Origin of the sequence: Gramella sp. AN32 (genome assembly GCF_023718305.1) — a bacterium.
GTDB lineage: Bacteria > Bacteroidota > Bacteroidia > Flavobacteriales > Flavobacteriaceae > Christiangramia > Christiangramia antarctica.
On sequence record NZ_QEYO01000002.1, the window covers coordinates 35,490 to 53,535 of the forward strand.

Sequence of the window (18,046 nt, forward strand, 5' to 3'; positions counted from 1 at the left end):
ATCTTAAGCTCTTCTTTTAAAATAGCCCAGCAATTTTTTCACATAGCTTTCATCTGTGCGGTTATTGATCACACCCGCACCGCTCAATGAAAAACTTTGCTGAAAATACTGAATACGCTCTCTATAATATTTTGCATAGGAATTACGCACTGCTTTTGATCCTGTATTTACTGAAATATATTCGCCCGATTCTTCATCGAGCATGGAAACCAACCCCAGATTTGGAATTTCTTCTTCCATATGGTCAAACACCCGAATTCCGGTTAAATCATGCCTTTTTGCGGCAATTTTTAGGGTTTGCTGGTAATCGTCATCCATAAAATCTGAAAGGATAAAAACAATCGCTTTTCTTTTCTGAATATTGGAAAGGTATTTTAAAGCACCGGCGATATTGGTCTTTTTATTAGCGGGTTTAAATTCAATTAATTCCCGAATGATCCTCAATACATGCGACCTTCCTTTTTTAGGCGGAATATAAAGTTCAATTTGGTCTGTAAACAACATCAAACCTATTTTATCATTATTTTGTGTCGCTGAAAATGCCAGAGTTGCGGCAATTTCGGTAATAACCTCTTTTTTAAACTGCTCCCGGGTACCAAACATTTCAGAACCTGAAATGTCTACCATGAGCATCATGGTAAGTTCCCGCTCTTCTTCAAAAACCTTTACAAAAGGCTCATTATAACGGGCGGTTACATTCCAGTCTATACTTCTAACATCATCTCCAAACTGGTACTGTCTTACTTCACTAAAGGTCATCCCCCTACCTTTGAAAGTAGAATGATATTCCCCACCAAAGACATGATCGCTCAGTCTTCGGGTCTTAATCTCAATCTTTCTAACTTTTTTAAGGAGTTCTTTTGTATCCATCTTTTCAGTGAGCAGTTTTCAGTCTCAGTAAGCAGTCTAAATTTTAGGTGGACAGTATTTATTACTGCACACTGCGACTGCCAATTGCTAACTTTCTAGGGTACTTCAATTTCGTTCACGATCTTATTCACCAGGTCTTCAGAAGTTACATTTTCAGCTTCTGCCTCATAGGTAATTCCAATTCGGTGGCGTAAAACATCCTGCACTACGGCGCGAACATCTTCAGGGATTACATATCCACGTCTTTTTATAAAGGCATAACATTTAGAAGCGATGGCAAGATTGATACTTCCCCTTGGGGAGGCTCCAAAACTGATCAAAGGTTTAATATCGGGCAGATTATATTTTTCAGGATTTCTGGTGGCAAAAACAATATCGAGTATATATTTTTCAATTTTCTCGTCCATATATACCTCGCGAACTGCCTGTTGAGCCCTTAAAATCTGCTCAATACCTACTACCGGATTCACTTTTTCAAAGGCACCTTTTAGATTTGCACGAATAATCATTTGCTCCTCATCCATCTGCGGATAACTGATCACCGTTTTTAACATAAACCGGTCTACCTGTGCTTCCGGCAAAGGATAGGTCCCTTCCTGTTCTACCGGGTTTTGAGTGGCCATTACCAAAAATGGTTTATCCAGTATAAATGTTTCATCACCAATGGTTACCTGCTTTTCCTGCATCGCTTCCAGTAAAGCCGATTGTACTTTTGCCGGGGCACGGTTGATCTCATCTGCCAGCACAAAATTGGCGAAAATAGGGCCTTTTTTGATGCTGAAATCATTCACTTTCATATTATAGATCATGGTTCCCACAACATCTGCAGGTAAAAGATCTGGAGTGAACTGTATCCTGCTGAAGCTTCCATGCACCGCCTGCGCCAGAGTATTAATGGCAAGTGTTTTTGCCAAACCCGGCACACCTTCCAAAAGAATATGTCCCTGCCCCAAAAGTCCTATCAATAAGCGCTCGATCATATGCTTTTGGCCTACAATCACCTTATTCATTTCACGTGTGAGCACGTCTACAAATGCACTTTCCCTTTCTATTTTTTCATTGATACTGGAAATATCAACAGAGGATTGATTATCCATCATGATTTTCAGAATTTTAATGTCGTGAATATACGTACTTGTTGTTAGCGTTGCAAGTCCAATAAATATTGGAAAAGTGTTGTTAAAATTTTACTAAAATCAAAAGGCCGTACAAACTGTACAGCCTTTAAAATTAAATATTTCGGTGATATTTTACAAAGTAACCACCTCAACTTCGGTCACTGAATTTGCTTTTACTTCAATTTCGTCAATAACATAAGTATTCAGCAGGGAATTTGCTTCTGGAATTACAGTCAATTTGTAAGTTCCGGCTGGCACACCATTTAGGGAAAATTCTCCTTCAGCATTTGTATACGCTGAAATAGTAATATTAGAATTTTCAATCCTTACTAAAGCCTGAATATTTACTGGCGTAATTGAACCCACCACGGTTCCGGCATTTGGTTCAGCATTCAACCTAATTACCGGTTTTAAGTTATACCCACCATTTCCTGTAGTCACGATAGAATTATCCACATCAAAATCTAGAAGGAAAGCATAGTTTTCACCGGCGACCAATTCTTCATTTACCTGGAGTTTTAATCCTGATTGTTGCGCACTAGGAGTATTTAATGGTTTAGATACACCGTTAACCACAACTGTGTTGTTGGATCCAAGGATTAATCGAATCTGGCTTACAAAACCTTCCGGTACTTCTGTGTCTGCTAAAACCTGGGTTACACCACCGGTTAGTTCTAACAGGTCATAAACGCCAGTTTGCACATCATCAACCGCGATCCAGCCATCGCCATCTACATCACCTTCAAGTTCCGTTTCAGAAGTTACATGAATTTCTATTCCCTGCACATCAATGAGAACCGCATCATAATCCCCGGGCGCATCGGTCATTCTCACCGTAAGATTTGCTTTACCCCCGTTAGGCGAACCATCATCTTCGCTACAACTTTGTAAACCAACACTTGCAATCAAGGCTAACATCAAAATTTTCCAATTCATTTTTATATTTTTCATATGTAGTAATAATTGAGTTTCCAGAAGAACGGCAATAGTTGTGCTAAATTTTTTTATTTTGAATTTCTTAACCATTTTTAACAAGACTTAACCTTTACGTAGGAGATCTCCTTGATATTTTACTTATTTGTTTAGTAACTTCGGAAGAAAATTAAAAACTATGAAAACTGCTTTAATAACGGGAGCTACGAGTGGAATTGGCAAGTCAACAGCCATACGTTTAGGTCTTGAAGGATACCGGGTTATACTTTGCGGAAGAAGACTGGATAGGCTGGAAAAACTAAAAAGCGAGCTTTCTTCAGAAACCGAGGTATATATCCTCAGTTTTGATGTGAGAAATCGCGAGGAGGTATTTTCACAGATCGAAACGCTGCCCAAAGCTTTTAAAAATATTGACATTTTAATCAACAATGCCGGAAATGCTCATGGATTGGATCCAATCCAAACCGGAGATATGGATGACTGGGATGCTATGTTAGACATTAATGTAAAAGGCCTTTTATATGTGAGTAAAGCGATTATTCCCGGAATGATCACTCGAGGGGGCGGACATATTATAAATATTGGAAGTACCGCCGGGAAAGAAGTTTATCCTAATGGCAACGTATATTGTGCCAGTAAGCACGCCGTTGATGCACTCACTCAGGGAATGCGTATGGATCTTAATGGAAAGGGGATTCGGGTTGGTGCCATAAATCCCGGATTAACTGAAACTGAATTTAGCGATGTACGTTTTAAAGGTGATGCTGCAAAAGCCGATAAAGTTTATAAAGGTTTTGACCCTTTACAAGCTGAAGATATTGCAGAAATTATCCATTTTGTTGTCTCCCGTCCTTATCATGTGAATATCGCAGACCTTACGGTAATGCCAACAGCCCAGGCATCCAGCACAATTTTAGATAAAAATAACGAGGTGTAAAGAATGATCAATAAGCGTCTTCTTATCAAAAATCTGCTTGCTCATAATGATGAAAATAGTTTTTATGATAAGAAGCGCCAGTTGAATATTGGCGAAAGAGAGGGGAAAGCCAAATTTTTAAAGCATATCTGTGCTCTGGCCAATTCCAATCCAGAGAATAATTCCTTTATAGTAATAGGCGTTGAAGATGAGGATAGTAAGATCGTGGGGATCGACTTCTATGATGATAGTAAAATTCAAAATCTCATAAACGCGTACCTTTCCAACCCTCCTATTATTTCCTATGAAAACATACCATTTCCGCATCTTCCCGATCATCTTGTGGTAGGTCTGGTCACCATTCGTCCTAATCACGGGAAGATATGTTCTTTAAGAAAGAATATCTGGAAATATTATGGCGGTTCAGTATTTATGCGGGATGGAAGCATAAGTATGCCCAAGGTGTTTGATATTCATATTCAGGATGCTAACTCCGGCTTGGTAGCAAGTATCGAGAAAAACTCTCATAACAATATTGAATATACCCTGGACGGTGTCTTCGATTTTATGAAAAAAAGAAATTCTTACAGTCCCCAATACAAAGTCTTTAAAGAATATTTTGTGGTTTGCTGGGCGGGGAAACGAAAACATATTGAAAATGAAACCTATTATTCCCGGGTAGATATTGAATTGATCAATGAACAGGTAAAACTATTTTATTCAGATCTGGATGAGATAAGTATCGCTTTTGATGACGAGAATTTCAAGATTGTGGAATTTGTGCATTTAGGTCTGCATAATCAGTTTAAGTATTATCCCCTCGAAGAGGTTTTAATCACCTTCCGTGAAAACGGAAGTTATGATATAGAAAGTAGATTATTATTTGAACCGCCTAAATTCGATCCAAAAACACTGCACCATATTTATAATACGAACAAGGCGGTCATTCAGAAATTAAAAAATAACTATGCGCTTTCAAATTCTGATATAAAAGATCTTCGGAATTTATCAACTACCTATCTTTTATGTTATTTGAATAATTTTACAGAAGCTTTAACCATGTTGGAGGAAGCTAAACCTTATCTTAAATCCTACAATGCTGAAGTTTACAATTCCTACAAAGAGAGTATGCGAATTTTAAGAAAGGTAAAATACAATTAATATGGGGCGAACTTTTGCTATTGGCGATCTTCATGGCGGTTTAAAAGGATTAATTCAATTACTGGAAAGGATAGATCTTACCACAGAGGATACCCTGATTTTTCTAGGTGATTATGTAGATGGATGGAGTGATTCGGCTAATACGGTAACGTATCTTATTTCTCTTGCCCGGCAAAATTCCTGTGTCTTTTTACGCGGAAATCATGATGATCTTTTACAGAAATGGCTGGAAAAAAATGAATTAAATCAAAAATGGCTGGAACATGGCGGTCAGTCGAGTATCGATGCTTATCGAAGATTAAACCAGGAAGAAATAGAACAGCATATTCAGTTTTTTCGCGAGATGTTCAATTATCATATTGATGCTGAAAATAGATTGTATGTCCATGCAGGATTCACCAATGTTAATGGGCCGGATTTTGAATATCACGACACGGGATTTTATTGGGACCGCACCCTGTGGGAAATGGTGCTGGCTTTAAATGAAGATTTAAAAGTAGACGACCTTTTCTATCCTAAGCGATTAACACATTTTAAAGAAATTTATATTGGGCATACACCGGTAACCAGAATCAATGAAATAGAACCCGTAAATAGAGCCAATGTTTGGAATGTAGATACGGGTGCAGCTTTTAAAGGTAAAATTTCAGCAATTGAGGTAAAAACTAAAAAAATCTATCAAAGTGATCCTGTTTTCGAGCTTTATCCCCAGGAAGAGGGTAGAAATTAGGTTTTATTTATTATTTCCCTTGGAAGAGTATTCATATATTTGAAGTTCAATTCGTTCGGTTTAAAAATTTTGTATTATATCAAGAATTGCATACTTATTGCATAACTTATATTGAATTTTATAATTAGATCGATTTAGCGTTTATTTGCCCTAGAAAAAAGAAAATAATGGCCTTAAAAAATATAAGATTAGAAGTCATGCAAACTGTTGAAAAATCTGTTCAGGGTTTTATCGATGAATACCTTATTCCGGTAGATGACATCTGGCAACCTACAGATTTGCTTCCAAATTTTCAAAATGAAAATTATATGGATGAAGTTTACCAGATAAGAGAAGAAGCAAAGGAACTTGGATATGATTTTTGGGTAGTTTTAGTGGCCGACATGGTTACCGAAGAAGCCCTGCCAACTTACGAATCCTGGTTAATGGATATGGAAGGTGTGCAACAGCACGGTGCCAGCAAAGGAGAGTCTAATGGTTGGGCCAAATGGGTACGCCACTGGACCGGTGAAGAAAATAGACATGGTGATACCCTAAATAAATATTTATACCTCTCTGGAAGGGTAAATATGCGTGAAATTGAAAAGACCACACAACATCTTATTAGTGATGGTTTTGATATTGGAACCGGAAGGGATCCTTATAAAAACTTTGTTTATACCAGTTTTCAGGAATTAGCCACCAATATCTCTCATAAAAGGGTTGGGCAGTTAGCGAAGAAAAAAGGTAATAAAATGCTTGGAAAAATGTGTAATATCATCGCCGGTGACGAGATGAGACACTATATGGCTTATCGTGAGTTCGTGAAGACCATTTTTGAATACGATCCCAGTGAAATGATGCTGGCTTTTCAGGATATGATGAAAAAGAAAATCGTGATGCCTGCGCAATTTATACGCGAAAGCGGCCAGGGAATTGCAGAAGCCTTTGAAAATTTCTCCAATGCAGCACAAAGACTTGGAGTTTACACAACGTACGATTATATCGATATTCTTGAAAAACTGAATGCTTATTGGGAAATTGATAAGATGAATTCTCTTACAGATGAAGCTGAAAAAGCCCGTGATTATTTAATGAAGCTCCCGGATCGTATGAAAAGGATCGCAGAAAGAATTGCAATTCCTCAGGATCAAACCACATTCAAGTGGGTTGAAGCTAATGGAATGCTTTAATTTTATAAAATTAGAAATGATTTAAAATCCGCTTTCCGAGCGGATTTTTTTATAGTACTTTTAATTTATCAATCGAAACAACATGAAAAAAATAGTTCTGCTCTGCCTAATGATTTTTAGCCTACACTTCGCATTTTCCCAAAATGCCGATAAATTGAATGAAGTTAAACTGAACATCGCCAATACGATCGCCATTGCTTCAGTTGAAGTGGGCTATGAAAGATTTGTAGACTTCAATCAATCCCTTGAGTTCGTTGCCTTGTTTAACGACCGTATCAATTATCACTCACAAAAAGGTTCAAGAAATTTCAATACAAACACTTATAAACTGGGATACAATTATTACTTCGGAGAAGAATATTCAGGCTCAGGTTTGTATATGAACCCATTCTTAAAATTAAGGACCGGAGAATTTACTGAAACGGTGAGGGCAAGTGATGGTGATGCCGAATTCGATCAGGAGAAAGTAACCGATATGGGTTCCTTCCTCATAGGTGTGGGCGCTGGTTATAAATGGAATTTTAACGACACCTTCGTTTTAGGACCCTTTATTAATGTGGGCAGAAACTTCAGTGATGAAGTAAAAGATAGATTTTCAGCAATTGAATTCAATGCCGGTTTTAATATTGGTTATCGCTTTTAGAATTAACTAATTTCAATGCTGTTTTTCCAGGCCTTATAGGCGGCAAGATCTTTTTCAATAAGATTCAGGCAAAAAGCTATAACTGCTGCATCATCAAGATATCCCAGCACCGGAATGAAATCTGGAATAAGATCGATTGGAGAAAGCACATATAAGAGAGATGCGCCAACCGAAGCGATTATATTCCAGGGTACATCACGATAAGTTCCATTCGCATAATCCCTAAGCAAACTAAAGAGGATTTTTGCGTCATCCATATATCTTTTCAGGATACCTTTATTTTCAAATTTTGTTCTTATTTTCTCTTCATCTTCCAGTACAGCGTCCACATCCTGTGCTTCAAAATCATTCTGCTTTTTGTTATGCTGATCTTTAATAGTTTCATTTGAAAAAATACTCATCTCCTTAGGTTTAGTTTGAATTTCGAAAATAAATAAAATGCCTCGAAAGGCAGGCGACCTTAAGTTGGATTTAAGATTTAATTTTTTGGAAAGGAAAAACCCACCATTTCTGGCGGGTTTATAAAATAAAAACTAGCTGAATAAACTAAAGGTCAAATTTTATTCCCTGTGCTAAAGGTAATTCGGTTGTATAATTTATGGTGTTGGTTTGTCTTCTCATATAAACTTTCCAGGCATCAGATCCTGATTCCCTTCCGCCCCCGGTATCCTTTTCACCACCAAAAGCGCCCCCAATTTCAGCTCCACTCGTACCAATATTCACATTGGCAATCCCACAATCTGAACCTTCCACAGATAGAAAACGCTCTGCTTCTCTTAAATTATTGGTCATAATAGCGGAAGACAATCCCTGTCGTACTCCATTCTGAAGTTTTAAAGCATCTTCCACATCCCCTGAATATTTCAGTAGATATAAAACGGGAGCAAATGTCTCATGCTGCACAATTTCATAATCGTTTTTTGCTTCAGCAATTGCCGGTTTTACATAACAGCCACTTTCATAACCATCGCCATCTAAAACACCGCCTTCTACAAGAATATTTCCTCCTTCTTCAACCACTTTATCCAGTGCGTTTTGATAATTTTTTACGGCATCTTTATCGATTAATGGACCTACGTGATTATTTTCATCTAAAGGATTTCCTATTTTAATCTGTTTATATGCATTTACCACTGCATCTTTTACCTTATCATAGATATCCTCGTGTACAATTAATCTACGGGTAGACGTACAACGTTGTCCACAGGTTCCCACTGCGCCAAAAACAGCACCAATAACCGTATTTTTGATGTTCGCATCCGGAGTTACAATAATGGCATTATTTCCCCCGAGTTCCAAAAGGGATTTCCCTAGTCTTCCGGCAACGGTTTGCGCAACTTTTTTTCCCATTCTCGTAGATCCTGTTGCAGAAATTAGAGGCACACGCTCGTCCTGCGTCATCATTTCCCCAACTTTATAATCACCCGTGATCAAACAGGAAATTCCCGCAGGAACTTTATTCTTTTCAAATACTTTGGCTGCAATATTCTGGCAGGCCACGGAAGTTACCGGAGTTTTTTCTGAACCTTTCCAGATACAGGCATCTCCACAAACCCAGGCTAATGCTGTATTCCACGCCCAAACGGCTACAGGAAAATTGAAAGCTGAAATTATTCCCACAATGCCCATGGGATGGTATTGTTCATACATTCTATGCCCTGGCCTTTCGCTATGCATGGTAAGCCCGTGAAGCTGTCTGGAAAGTCCAACGGCAAAATCACAGATATCGATCATTTCCTGAACTTCACCCAAACCTTCCTGATAGGATTTTCCCATTTCATATGAAACCAGTTTACCAAGGGGCTCTTTTAATCTTCTTAATTCTTCATTGAACTGGCGTACAACTTCACCGCGCTGAGGTGCAGGCCATTTTCGCCATTCTTTGAAACCAGCTTCTGCCGTGGAAACAACTTTTTCATAATCTTCTTTAGTTGTTGCTTTTACTTTTCCAACAAGGGCTCCATCTACCGGAGAATAAGATTCAATGACTTCACCGTTGCTAAACCAATTGGTCCCGGTGGAAGATCCATGATTAATTTCTGATAAACCTAAATCTTTAAGGGCTTGTTTAATCCCGAATTTTTCGGCTATTTTGCTCATTAAATTACGATTTTAGCTATTATTTTGTGTAGTTATTGCGAAAATAGTAAAAATAAACGGCTATTCCTCGGCAGAGATGAATCTTGGATCTACCGGCATTACTTCTCCACAATTATCACAGGTCCTTAATTCTTCAGAATTATAAAAATGTTTAAAGTGTTGTAAAAAATCGGTTTCAATATCCTGCAGGGGAAAATAAACCTCATATAACTTATGATTACAGTTATCACAATACCATAATAATCCATCTTTTCCTTCCTCGTTAAGTCTTTTCCTTTCTACCACAAGACCAATTGAACCTGCATGTCTTACCGGTGAATGGGGCATTTTCCCCGGATGTAAATACATATCGCCGGGACCCAATTTCATCGTTTTTTTCTTTCCATCTTCCTGAACATGAATTTCAATTTCCCCTTCTAACTGGTAAAAAAGTTCTTCAGTCTCGTTATAATGATAATCTTTTCTGGCATTTGGACCGGCCACAACCATCACAATATAATCACCCGATTCCTTATATAAATTACGATTGCCCACCGGTGGTTTTAAGCTGTCCCTATTCTGTTCTATCCACTTATTTAAATTGAATGGCTCGTTAACTGGCATATTTTTCTATTTTACCTAAAATTACTTATTTTGTTTTTAAATAAGATTAATTAGCTTAATAAGTATTTGGGCGCCTGCCCGTGAAAAACGGGCACCGCGCTATCCGCTACAATTCCTCGCCCCGAAAAAAATCGGGGCTGCGGGATTTCCGCTGCTATCGCTGGCGCAGCTGCTATGAAATTTTCAAGAAGTTGAAAGCGAATTTTAGTAACTTTCAGATTATAAATTGTTTGATTTCATGAAATGAGCATAACGAGGATACAATACAAACCGCGTTAAAATATATGCGAATTGCATATTATGAAAAACAATAATTATCTACCTATGAAAAAAGTTCTCTATTTATTCAGCATAGTGCTTCTTATGGCTTGTAATGAAAATACATCCCAACAAAAACCTGCCACAAGTTCAGAAATAAAAAAAGAACAGGATACGCTTCCCAATTTTGGAATTGTGATCCACGGCGGGGCGGGTACGATCTTAAAAGAAAATTTGAGTGACTCCCTGGAGCAGGCATACCAGGAAAAACTGGAAGAAGCCATTAGAACGGGCCATGAAATTCTGGCAAATGGCGGGACAGCTTTGGAAGCCGTGCAAAGAACCATCAATGTAATGGAAGATAGCCCTTTGTTTAATTCAGCTAAAGGGGCGGTTTTTACCAATGAAGGTAAAAATGAACTGGACGCTTCCATTATGGATGGAAAAACACAAAATGCAGGGGCAATTTCAGGAGTTACCAATGTGAAAAACCCGATCAATCTGGCCTTTGAAGTCATGGAAAATTCAGAACATGTAATGCTTTCCGGAAAAGGTGCCGAGAAATTTGCCGAAGAACAGGGTCTTGAAATTGTAGATCCCAGCTATTTCTATACTGAAAATCGCTTCAAAGCATTGGAACAAGCTAAAGAGCGTGAGACCAAGAAAAAAGATAGCAGTATGGCTTTTTACGATCCTTATATAAAAAATGAGAAATTTGGCACTGTAGGTTGTGCAGCTTTAGATAAAGATGGAAACCTTGCCGCAGGGACGTCAACGGGTGGAATGACCAACAAAAAATATAATAGGATTGGCGATGCACCTATCATTGGTGCAGGAACTTATGCAAATAATAAAACCTGTGCCGTATCCAGTACGGGATGGGGTGAGTTTTTTATTCGCGGTGTAGTAGCCTATGATATTTCTGCTCTAATGGAATATAAAGGTTTAAGTCTCCAGGAAGCAGCTAGTGAAGTTATTCAGAAAAAAGTGCCCGCTCTGGGAGGTGATGGTGGGATTATCGCTATCGATCATGAGGGAAATGTTGCCATGGAATTCAACACTTCAGGAATGTACAGGGCGAGTATGAATGGAAATGGGGATTTAAAAATCGGCATTTATAAGGACTAAAATTCCGTTTTTATTTCTGGATAATTCAACAAAAAAACGATTTCGTTAGATTAACAAATTTTTAAGTTCTATCAGTTCGGTAATTTTCGAACCCTATCTACTTTTGCAATCTAATATTTTAAATATGGATTGTTGTTCCCCGGAAAAAAGAAAGTTAATTGAAGAAGTTGGTCTTCACTTTGAAAAGAGCCAGCAGCTAGCCCCATTGGCTGCACGCATTTACGCGATCATGATACTTTCTCCCAACGCGGGTCAAACCTTTGACGAAATTATTCAAATTACCGATGCCAGTAAAAGTTCGGTTTCTACCCAGCTAAATTTACTAATGCAATTAAAAAAAGTAGATTATTTCACCATTCCCGGTGATCGTAAACGCTACTTCAGGTCCAGCAAAGCTTATTTGAAAAATACGCTAAAGGAATATTTGGAAAATATTTCCGAAGAAATACATCTCATAGAAAAGATCATTGATTTTAACTCTGCCCATAACAAAGAAAAATTTGAAAAAGATGGTCATATCCCTCTCATGTTTAAGGATTATCTCAATGCGCACAAGGAGAATTTGGAAAAGACTATAAAAAAAGTATCAGATTATGAAAAAAAATAAAAGCGTCATGAAAAGAAATAAGTGGGTCATCTATATTTTTTTTGTAGGAGCTGTGGCGAGTTTAACTTCCTGTGGAGATGAAAATGCCCAGGCTGCAAATAAGCTTCAGGTTTTGCCATTTCCTGTTATTGAGGTTCCCTCTAAAACGCTTACTGCCTATACTACTTATCCTGCAAAAATTGAAGGTATTGTAAATAGTGAAGTACGGGCCAAAGTTTCAGGTTACATTACTGATGTTTTGGTAGACGAGGGTGAAAAAGTGAAAAAAGGACAAATACTTTTTAAACTTGAAACCAATTCGCTGGACCAAGAAGCCAATGCCGCAAATGCCAATGTAAACGCTGCCCAGGTTGAAGTAGATAAGCTGAAACCCCTTGTGGAGAAAAATATTATTAGCAATGTGCAGTTGGAAACAGCAAAAGCCAAGCTTCAGCAGGCACAAAGTCAATACAATACCATTCGGGCAAATATTGGTTATGGGAATATTACAAGTCCGGTTGATGGTTATGTAGGTTCCATTCGTCTTCGTGAAGGTGCATTGGTAAGCCCAACCAGCCAGGAACCGCTTACCACGGTGAGCGACATCAGTAAAGTTTATGCATACTTTTCCATGAACGAGACCGATTATCTTGATTTCATGCAGGCCAATTCCGGAACTGATATTCAGCAGAAAATAGATTCGCTTCCTTCAGTTAAACTGATCCTTGCCAATGGAAGTATGTACCCCCAGGAAGGAAAAATTCAAACTATCAACTCCCAAATCAATGAGGGAACCGGTGCCATTTCTTTTAGGGCGCAATTCGATAACCCTTCCAGACTTTTAACGAATGGCAACAGCGGAAGTATCCAAATTCCGAAGGTTTACAGCAATGCAATCGTGGTACCACAACAATCTACTTTCGAACAGCAGGGAAATATTCTGGTTTATAAACTGGGAACAAATGATTCCGTCACCGCCATTACAATCAAGGTAAAAGCAGCAGTAGGCAATCTTTATGTGGTTGAGAATGGCGTTGAAAATGGCGATAGTATTGTAGCTAGCGGAGTGAGTAAAATTCGGGGAAAAACTAAGATAAAACCGCAGCCGATAGCCTTCGACAGCGTAGCCAAACCCATCGATACAGTTTTCCAGTAAACTTTCAGAAAAAGAAAATTATGCTTAAGACATTTATTGAAAGGCCGGTACTCTCCACGGTTGTTTCTATCATCATCGTAATATTGGGGATTCTGGGTTTAATGGGTCTTCCCATTACCCAATATCCGGATATTGCCCCTCCCACAATTTCGGTAAGCACCTCCTATCCCGGAGCAAATGCCGAAACCGTTCTGGAAAGTGTAATCATTCCAATTGAAGAACAAATCAACGGGGTGGAAGGGATGACCTATCTAACCTCTACTGCAACCAATAATGGTACTGCGGAAATTACCGTATACTTCGATCAAAATGTGGATCCTGATATTGCTGCAGTAAACGTGCAAAACCGTGTAGCCAGGGCAAATCCTTTGCTACCTCAGGAAGTGAAGCAAACTGGTGTCACTACCCAGAAACAACAAACAAGTGCTTTGATGTTCCTCTCTTTCTACAGCACAAACGAAAATTATGACGACACCTTTATTCAGAATTATTTAAAAATAAATGTGATTCCAGAGCTTCAAAGGGTTAACGGGGTTGGGAATGTAAATGTTTTTGGCGGAAAGGATTACGCCATGCGAATCTGGATCCAGCCTGAAAAATTAGCCGCTTATAATTTAATCCCTTCTGATGTAACCAGTGCTTTAAGGGAACAAAGTCTGGAAGCGGCAGCCGGCTCCCTTGGGGAAAATAACGGTGAGGCCTTTTCTTATGTCATCAAATACAGCGGAAGGTACCGAACAGAAGATCAATACAGTAACATTGTAATAAAGGCCTTAGGAAACGGGGAATATCTTCGTTTAAAGGATGTTGCAAAAATTGAATTGGACGCTCAATCCTATAGCGGGGGTTCCACGACTAATGGTTATCCCGCCGTGAACATGGGAATTTTCCAGACCAAAGGATCCAATGCCCGTGATATCATTACCACCATTGAGCAAAGACTGAATGAAATTGAACAGGAATTACCTGACGGAATTGAGATTTATATCCCTTACAATACTAATAATTTCCTAAATGCTTCAATCAACAAAGTAGTTCATACTTTAATTGAAGCTTTTATCCTGGTATTCCTGGTCGTGTTTATTTTTCTTCAGGACTTCAGGTCAACATTGATTCCCGCGATCGCAGTTCCGGTATCCATAATTGGTACGTTTTTCTTTTTGAATTTATTCGGGTACTCTATAAATCTTCTAACGCTTTTCGCATTAGTACTGGCCATTGGAATTGTGGTAGATGATGCCATTGTGGTAGTGGAAGCCGTACATTCAAAAATTGATGAAGGGGAGAACGATGTGAAAAAAGCCACGCTGGATGCAATGCACGAAATTTCAGGAGCGATTATCTCTATAACCCTGGTGATGGCGGCGGTATTTGTCCCCGTAACATTCGTTCAGGGACCAACGGGGGTTTTCTATGAGCAGTTTGGGGTAACCTTGATCGTGGCCATATTTATATCCGCAGTGAATGCACTTACGCTGAGTCCGGCACTTTGTGCACTATTCCTGAAAAGTCATGATGAGAAATCTCAGCAAAAAGGGAATTTTCTCCAAAGATTTTTTAATGCATTCAACCGCGGCTTCACGGCTACCGTAAATCGATATGGCCGTTCAGTTGGTTATTTATATAAAAATAAGTGGATGACAGGGGCTATTTTGATCCTTGCTTTAGGGGGAATTTGGTGGGCATCCACATCGGTTCCAACCGGGTTTGTGCCTGATGAGGATCGTGGGATCATTTTCGTAAATACCGAATTACCTGCGGGTTCATCAGTAGATCGCACCCATGAAGTACAAATGCAGCTGTACAAAAAAGTAATTCAAATACCCGGAGTTGAAGGAATGTCGGTTATCGATGGGCGAAGTTTGATTAGTGGCGCAGGGAGTAATTATGGCCTTGGATTTATAAAGCTTAATAACTGGGATGATCGGGAAGACGACCAGTCGGTTGAAGAAATTACCAGGAAACTCTTCGGAATTGCAGCCACAATTCCTGAAGCTAATATTATCTTCTTTTCACCTCCCAGTATCCCTGGATTTGGGAACTCCGGTGGATTTGAAGTGAACCTTTTGGATCGTTCCGGCGGAAGTTTTTCTGAATTGAATGATGCCAATCAGGAATTTATTCAGAAACTAACCCAAAGACCTGAAATTCAATATGCACAATCCTCTTTTAATACCAATTATCCGCAATATGAAATAGATCTGAATATTCCGCTAGCGAAAGAGAAAGGTGTAACCGTAAGTCAAATTTTTTCGACACTCCAGGGTTATATTGGAGGGGTCTATGCGGCAGATTTTACCAGGTTTGGTAAACAATACCGCGTATATATTCAGGCATTACCGCAGGATAGGGCAGTTGAAAGTGACCTTAATAAATTATATGTAAGGACCAGCAGTGATGAAATGACCCCAATAACCCAGTTTGTATCGCTGAAAAGGGTTTACGGGCCACAGTCGGTTACAAGATTCAACCTGTTCAATTCAGCTAAATTAACCGGTGCGGTCAATCCCGGATTTAGTACGGGTGACGTGATTGGAGCAGTTGAAGAAGTTTCCGCAACGCTGCCCGAGCAATACGATATTGCGTATTCCGGACTTACCCGGGAAGAAGTGAACGCAGGGGACCAGACAACTACTATATTCTTATTGTCTATTCTATTTGTATACTTTTTACTGGCTGCCCAATATGAGAGTTATTTATTACCGCTGGCCGTATTGATTTCCTTACCACTGGGAGTTTTTGGTGCCTACATAACCACCAAATTTGCCGGGCTTCAGAACAATATTTATTTCCAAATAGCCCTGATCATGTTATTAGGCTTATTGGCGAAAAATGCCATTTTGATCGTAGAATTTGCCTTACAGCGGCGACACCAGGGAGAATCTATTGTAGATGCTGCGATACATGGAGCGAAAGCCCGTTTGCGTCCTATTCTAATGACCTCATTCGCCTTTATTCTTGGATTGATGCCGTTGGTACTGGCAAGCGGAGTTGGTGCTGCAGGAAACCGGTCTATAGGTACCGGTGCAGCGGGAGGCCTTTTGATAGGGACTATCATTGGAGTTTTTGTGATCCCTATTTTATTTATCCTTTTCCAATGGTTACAGGAAAAAGTTAGCAGGAAACCGCAAGCAATTGAAGAATAATTAAAGAAACTGATTACAATGAAACGAATACTAAATATAAAATTTGTTGTTGCAGGATTGGCTTTAATGAGTCTTCAGGCCTGTTTTGTGGCGAAAGATTATGAACAGCCGGTAGTTGTAAAAAAGGATTCTTATCGAACCGATCATATTTCTACAGACACGCTCAACATGGCAAATGTTTCCTGGAAAGAACTTTTTACAGATCATGTTCTCCAGGAATATATTACGGAAGGACTTGAAAATAATATTGATATCCGAGTGGCTATTCAGCAGGTTATTGCTGCCGAAGCTTATGTAAAACAGGGAAAAGCAGGTTATTTACCTACAATTTCCGGCAATGGAAGGTTTACCCGAAGCTATTTTTCAAAAAATGGCCAGTTGGGATTACAACTTGGAAATTCAGGAAATAGTTCGGCTATTGGTAATTATATAGATCTTTATGAAGTGTCTACGAACCTATCCTGGGAGGCTGATATCTGGGGAAAAATTAGAAGTCAGAAACGGGCTTTTGATGCCGGTTATTTACAAAGTCTTGCCGCACACCAGGCAGTAAAAACCAGACTTATCGCTGATATTGCTTCGACTTACTATCAATTATTGGCGCTGGATGAACAGGTTAGAATTACTCAAGAAAGCATTGAAACCCGTGCGAATAGCCTGGAAACTACGGCAGCCTTAAAAGAGGCGGGAAATGTTACCGAAGTTGCTGTGAAACAAACCGAAGCCCAGCTTTATAACGCTCAGGGAATTTTAATAGATCTCAAAAACCAGCGTCGTATCCTCGAAAATTCGCTATCTATTTTGTTAGGTGAAGCACCTATGCAAATCCAACGCACAGATCTTGAGGCTCAGGAAATTACCACAGAACTAAATATTGGTGTTCCTATGCAATTATTAAGAAATCGGCCAGATGTGATCGCTGCTGAATATGATGTGGTGAATGCCTTTGAGCTCACCAATGTGGCCAGAAGTAACTTTTATCCTTCACTCACACTTTCCGCAACCGGTGGATTACAGGCATTGGATGCTTCCACATTATTTGATACCAATTCGTTATTTGCCACCTTAATTGGCGGAATTGCGCAACCTATTTTAAATGGAAGAAGGATTAGAACCGAATTTGAAGTTTCCGGGGCGCAGCAGGAACAGGCAAGATTGAATTTTAGAAGAGCAATTATTACAGCTTCCAAAGAAGTTTCAGATGCTTTGTATTCTTACGAGGCAGCTTCAGAAAAAATAGAGGTAAAACAAAAAGAATTTGAAGCATACAGCCTGGCTACAAATTATTCCGAAGAACTTTTAAATAATGGTCTGGCAAATTACCTTGAGGTACTTACCGCGCAACAGAATGCACTGAATTCAAGGTTAGACCTTACGAATGCCCGCTATAACCAGTTAAAGTCTATCGTGGATCTTTACGAAGCCCTAGGCGGTGGCTGGAAATAGCTATTCTTAGTTTTTAGTTAGTTGTTGGTTAGGATCGGCCCTGAAAAAATAAACTTTCAGGGCTGATTTTTTTAAAGTTT

The 18,046-nt window shown here is 39.1% G+C and carries 15 protein-coding genes and 1 pseudogene; 10 read left to right on the forward strand and 6 right to left on the reverse strand.

Translation table 11 applies throughout. The annotated features are described in order from the left end of the window. Window positions 1-3: 3 nt before the first annotated feature. From DHD80_RS02625 to DHD80_RS02635, 3 genes are all read right to left on the reverse strand, one after another. A complete protein-coding gene (locus tag DHD80_RS02625) occupies window positions 4-870 on the reverse strand; it encodes a DUF58 domain-containing protein (RefSeq protein WP_251739395.1) in 867 nt (288 codons plus the stop codon). Window positions 871-965: 95 nt separating this feature from the next. Continuing rightward, window positions 966-1,970, reverse strand: coding sequence for a MoxR family ATPase (locus DHD80_RS02630; RefSeq protein WP_251739397.1), 1,005 nt, complete (start codon window positions 1,968-1,970; stop codon window positions 966-968). A gap of 150 nt (window positions 1,971-2,120) precedes the next feature. Further along, entirely contained in the window at window positions 2,121-2,924 is an 804-nt protein-coding gene (locus DHD80_RS02635; RefSeq protein ID WP_251739399.1) for a DUF4382 domain-containing protein, read from the reverse strand. A gap of 175 nt (window positions 2,925-3,099) precedes the next feature. Between DHD80_RS02635 and DHD80_RS02640 the strand changes: the two genes are divergently transcribed. The 5 genes from DHD80_RS02640 (at window position 3,100) to DHD80_RS02660 (ending at window position 7,543) form a co-directional block, all read left to right on the forward strand. Then, window positions 3,100-3,858 carry an SDR family NAD(P)-dependent oxidoreductase gene (locus tag DHD80_RS02640; protein WP_251739401.1) on the forward strand — a complete coding sequence of 253 codons (759 nt, stop codon included), beginning with the start codon at window positions 3,100-3,102 and terminating at the stop codon, window positions 3,856-3,858. A 3-nt stretch (window positions 3,859-3,861) separates the two neighbouring features. Further along, window positions 3,862-4,998, forward strand: a complete 1,137-nt coding sequence (locus tag DHD80_RS02645; protein WP_251739403.1) for an ATP-binding protein — start codon at window positions 3,862-3,864, stop codon at window positions 4,996-4,998. 1 nt (window position 4,999) lies between these two features. Then, window positions 5,000-5,728, forward strand: coding sequence for a metallophosphoesterase family protein (locus DHD80_RS02650; RefSeq protein ID WP_251739405.1), 729 nt, complete (start codon window positions 5,000-5,002; stop codon window positions 5,726-5,728). A 167-nt stretch (window positions 5,729-5,895) separates the two neighbouring features. Next, window positions 5,896-6,900, forward strand: coding sequence for an acyl-ACP desaturase (locus tag DHD80_RS02655; protein ID WP_251739407.1), 1,005 nt, complete (start codon window positions 5,896-5,898; stop codon window positions 6,898-6,900). Window positions 6,901-6,982: 82 nt separating this feature from the next. Beyond that, window positions 6,983-7,543 carry a DUF3575 domain-containing protein gene (locus DHD80_RS02660; protein ID WP_251739408.1) on the forward strand — a complete coding sequence of 187 codons (561 nt, stop codon included), beginning with the start codon at window positions 6,983-6,985 and terminating at the stop codon, window positions 7,541-7,543. A 77-nt stretch (window positions 7,544-7,620) separates the two neighbouring features. Here DHD80_RS02660 and DHD80_RS02665 read toward each other — a convergent pair. The 3 genes and pseudogenes from DHD80_RS02665 to DHD80_RS02675 all read right to left on the reverse strand — a co-directional run. Further along, window positions 7,621-7,725 (reverse strand): annotated as a pseudogene (locus DHD80_RS02665) (DUF1232 domain-containing protein); the annotation flags it as partial. A 364-nt stretch (window positions 7,726-8,089) separates the two neighbouring features. Then, window positions 8,090-9,643, reverse strand: a complete 1,554-nt coding sequence (locus tag DHD80_RS02670) for an aldehyde dehydrogenase family protein (RefSeq protein WP_251739410.1) — start codon at window positions 9,641-9,643, stop codon at window positions 8,090-8,092. Window positions 9,644-9,703: 60 nt separating this feature from the next. Then, window positions 9,704-10,246, reverse strand: coding sequence for a 3-hydroxyanthranilate 3,4-dioxygenase (locus DHD80_RS02675; RefSeq protein ID WP_251739412.1), 543 nt, complete (start codon window positions 10,244-10,246; stop codon window positions 9,704-9,706). A 324-nt stretch (window positions 10,247-10,570) separates the two neighbouring features. Between DHD80_RS02675 and DHD80_RS02680 the strand changes: the two genes are divergently transcribed. The 5 genes from DHD80_RS02680 (at window position 10,571) to DHD80_RS02700 (ending at window position 17,966) form a co-directional block, all read left to right on the forward strand. Next, window positions 10,571-11,632 carry an isoaspartyl peptidase/L-asparaginase gene (locus DHD80_RS02680; RefSeq protein ID WP_251739927.1) on the forward strand — a complete coding sequence of 354 codons (1,062 nt, stop codon included), beginning with the start codon at window positions 10,571-10,573 and terminating at the stop codon, window positions 11,630-11,632. A 124-nt stretch (window positions 11,633-11,756) separates the two neighbouring features. Next, on the forward strand, window positions 11,757-12,239 hold the full coding sequence (locus tag DHD80_RS02685) for a transcriptional regulator (RefSeq protein ID WP_251739415.1): 483 nt from the start codon (window positions 11,757-11,759) through the stop codon (window positions 12,237-12,239). Next, complete coding sequence (locus tag DHD80_RS02690; RefSeq protein WP_251739417.1) at window positions 12,226-13,374, forward strand: efflux RND transporter periplasmic adaptor subunit; 1,149 nt, start codon at window positions 12,226-12,228, stop codon at window positions 13,372-13,374. The genes DHD80_RS02685 and DHD80_RS02690 overlap by 14 nt, the downstream gene beginning before the upstream one ends. A gap of 20 nt (window positions 13,375-13,394) precedes the next feature. Further along, complete coding sequence (locus DHD80_RS02695) at window positions 13,395-16,520, forward strand: efflux RND transporter permease subunit (protein WP_251739419.1); 3,126 nt, start codon at window positions 13,395-13,397, stop codon at window positions 16,518-16,520. Window positions 16,521-16,538: 18 nt separating this feature from the next. Continuing rightward, a complete protein-coding gene (locus DHD80_RS02700) occupies window positions 16,539-17,966 on the forward strand; it encodes a TolC family protein (protein ID WP_251739421.1) in 1,428 nt (475 codons plus the stop codon). The last annotated feature ends 80 nt before the right edge of the window (window positions 17,967-18,046 follow it).

Excerpts from the sequence above, each read along its gene's own strand:
- DHD80_RS02630 (WP_251739397.1), bottom strand. The coding sequence starts at position 1,970 with ATGATGGATAATCAATCCTCTGTTGATATTTCCAGTATCAATGAAAAA.
- DHD80_RS02680 (WP_251739927.1), top strand. The coding sequence starts at position 10,571 with ATGAAAAAAGTTCTCTATTTATTCAGCATAGTGCTTCTTATGGCTTGT.
- DHD80_RS02650 (WP_251739405.1), top strand. The coding sequence starts at position 5,000 with ATGGGGCGAACTTTTGCTATTGGCGATCTTCATGGCGGTTTAAAAGGA.
- DHD80_RS02655 (WP_251739407.1), top strand. The coding sequence starts at position 5,896 with ATGGCCTTAAAAAATATAAGATTAGAAGTCATGCAAACTGTTGAAAAA.
- DHD80_RS02635 (WP_251739399.1), bottom strand. The coding sequence starts at position 2,924 with ATGAATTGGAAAATTTTGATGTTAGCCTTGATTGCAAGTGTTGGTTTA.
- DHD80_RS02670 (WP_251739410.1), bottom strand. The coding sequence starts at position 9,643 with ATGAGCAAAATAGCCGAAAAATTCGGGATTAAACAAGCCCTTAAAGAT.
- DHD80_RS02690 (WP_251739417.1), top strand. The coding sequence starts at position 12,226 with ATGAAAAAAAATAAAAGCGTCATGAAAAGAAATAAGTGGGTCATCTAT.
- DHD80_RS02660 (WP_251739408.1), top strand. The coding sequence starts at position 6,983 with ATGAAAAAAATAGTTCTGCTCTGCCTAATGATTTTTAGCCTACACTTC.
- DHD80_RS02700 (WP_251739421.1), top strand. The coding sequence starts at position 16,539 with ATGAAACGAATACTAAATATAAAATTTGTTGTTGCAGGATTGGCTTTA.
- DHD80_RS02645 (WP_251739403.1), top strand. The coding sequence starts at position 3,862 with ATGATCAATAAGCGTCTTCTTATCAAAAATCTGCTTGCTCATAATGAT.
- DHD80_RS02695 (WP_251739419.1), top strand. The coding sequence starts at position 13,395 with ATGCTTAAGACATTTATTGAAAGGCCGGTACTCTCCACGGTTGTTTCT.
- DHD80_RS02685 (WP_251739415.1), top strand. The coding sequence starts at position 11,757 with ATGGATTGTTGTTCCCCGGAAAAAAGAAAGTTAATTGAAGAAGTTGGT.
- DHD80_RS02640 (WP_251739401.1), top strand. The coding sequence starts at position 3,100 with ATGAAAACTGCTTTAATAACGGGAGCTACGAGTGGAATTGGCAAGTCA.
- DHD80_RS02625 (WP_251739395.1), bottom strand. The coding sequence starts at position 870 with ATGGATACAAAAGAACTCCTTAAAAAAGTTAGAAAGATTGAGATTAAG.
- DHD80_RS02675 (WP_251739412.1), bottom strand. The coding sequence starts at position 10,246 with ATGCCAGTTAACGAGCCATTCAATTTAAATAAGTGGATAGAACAGAAT.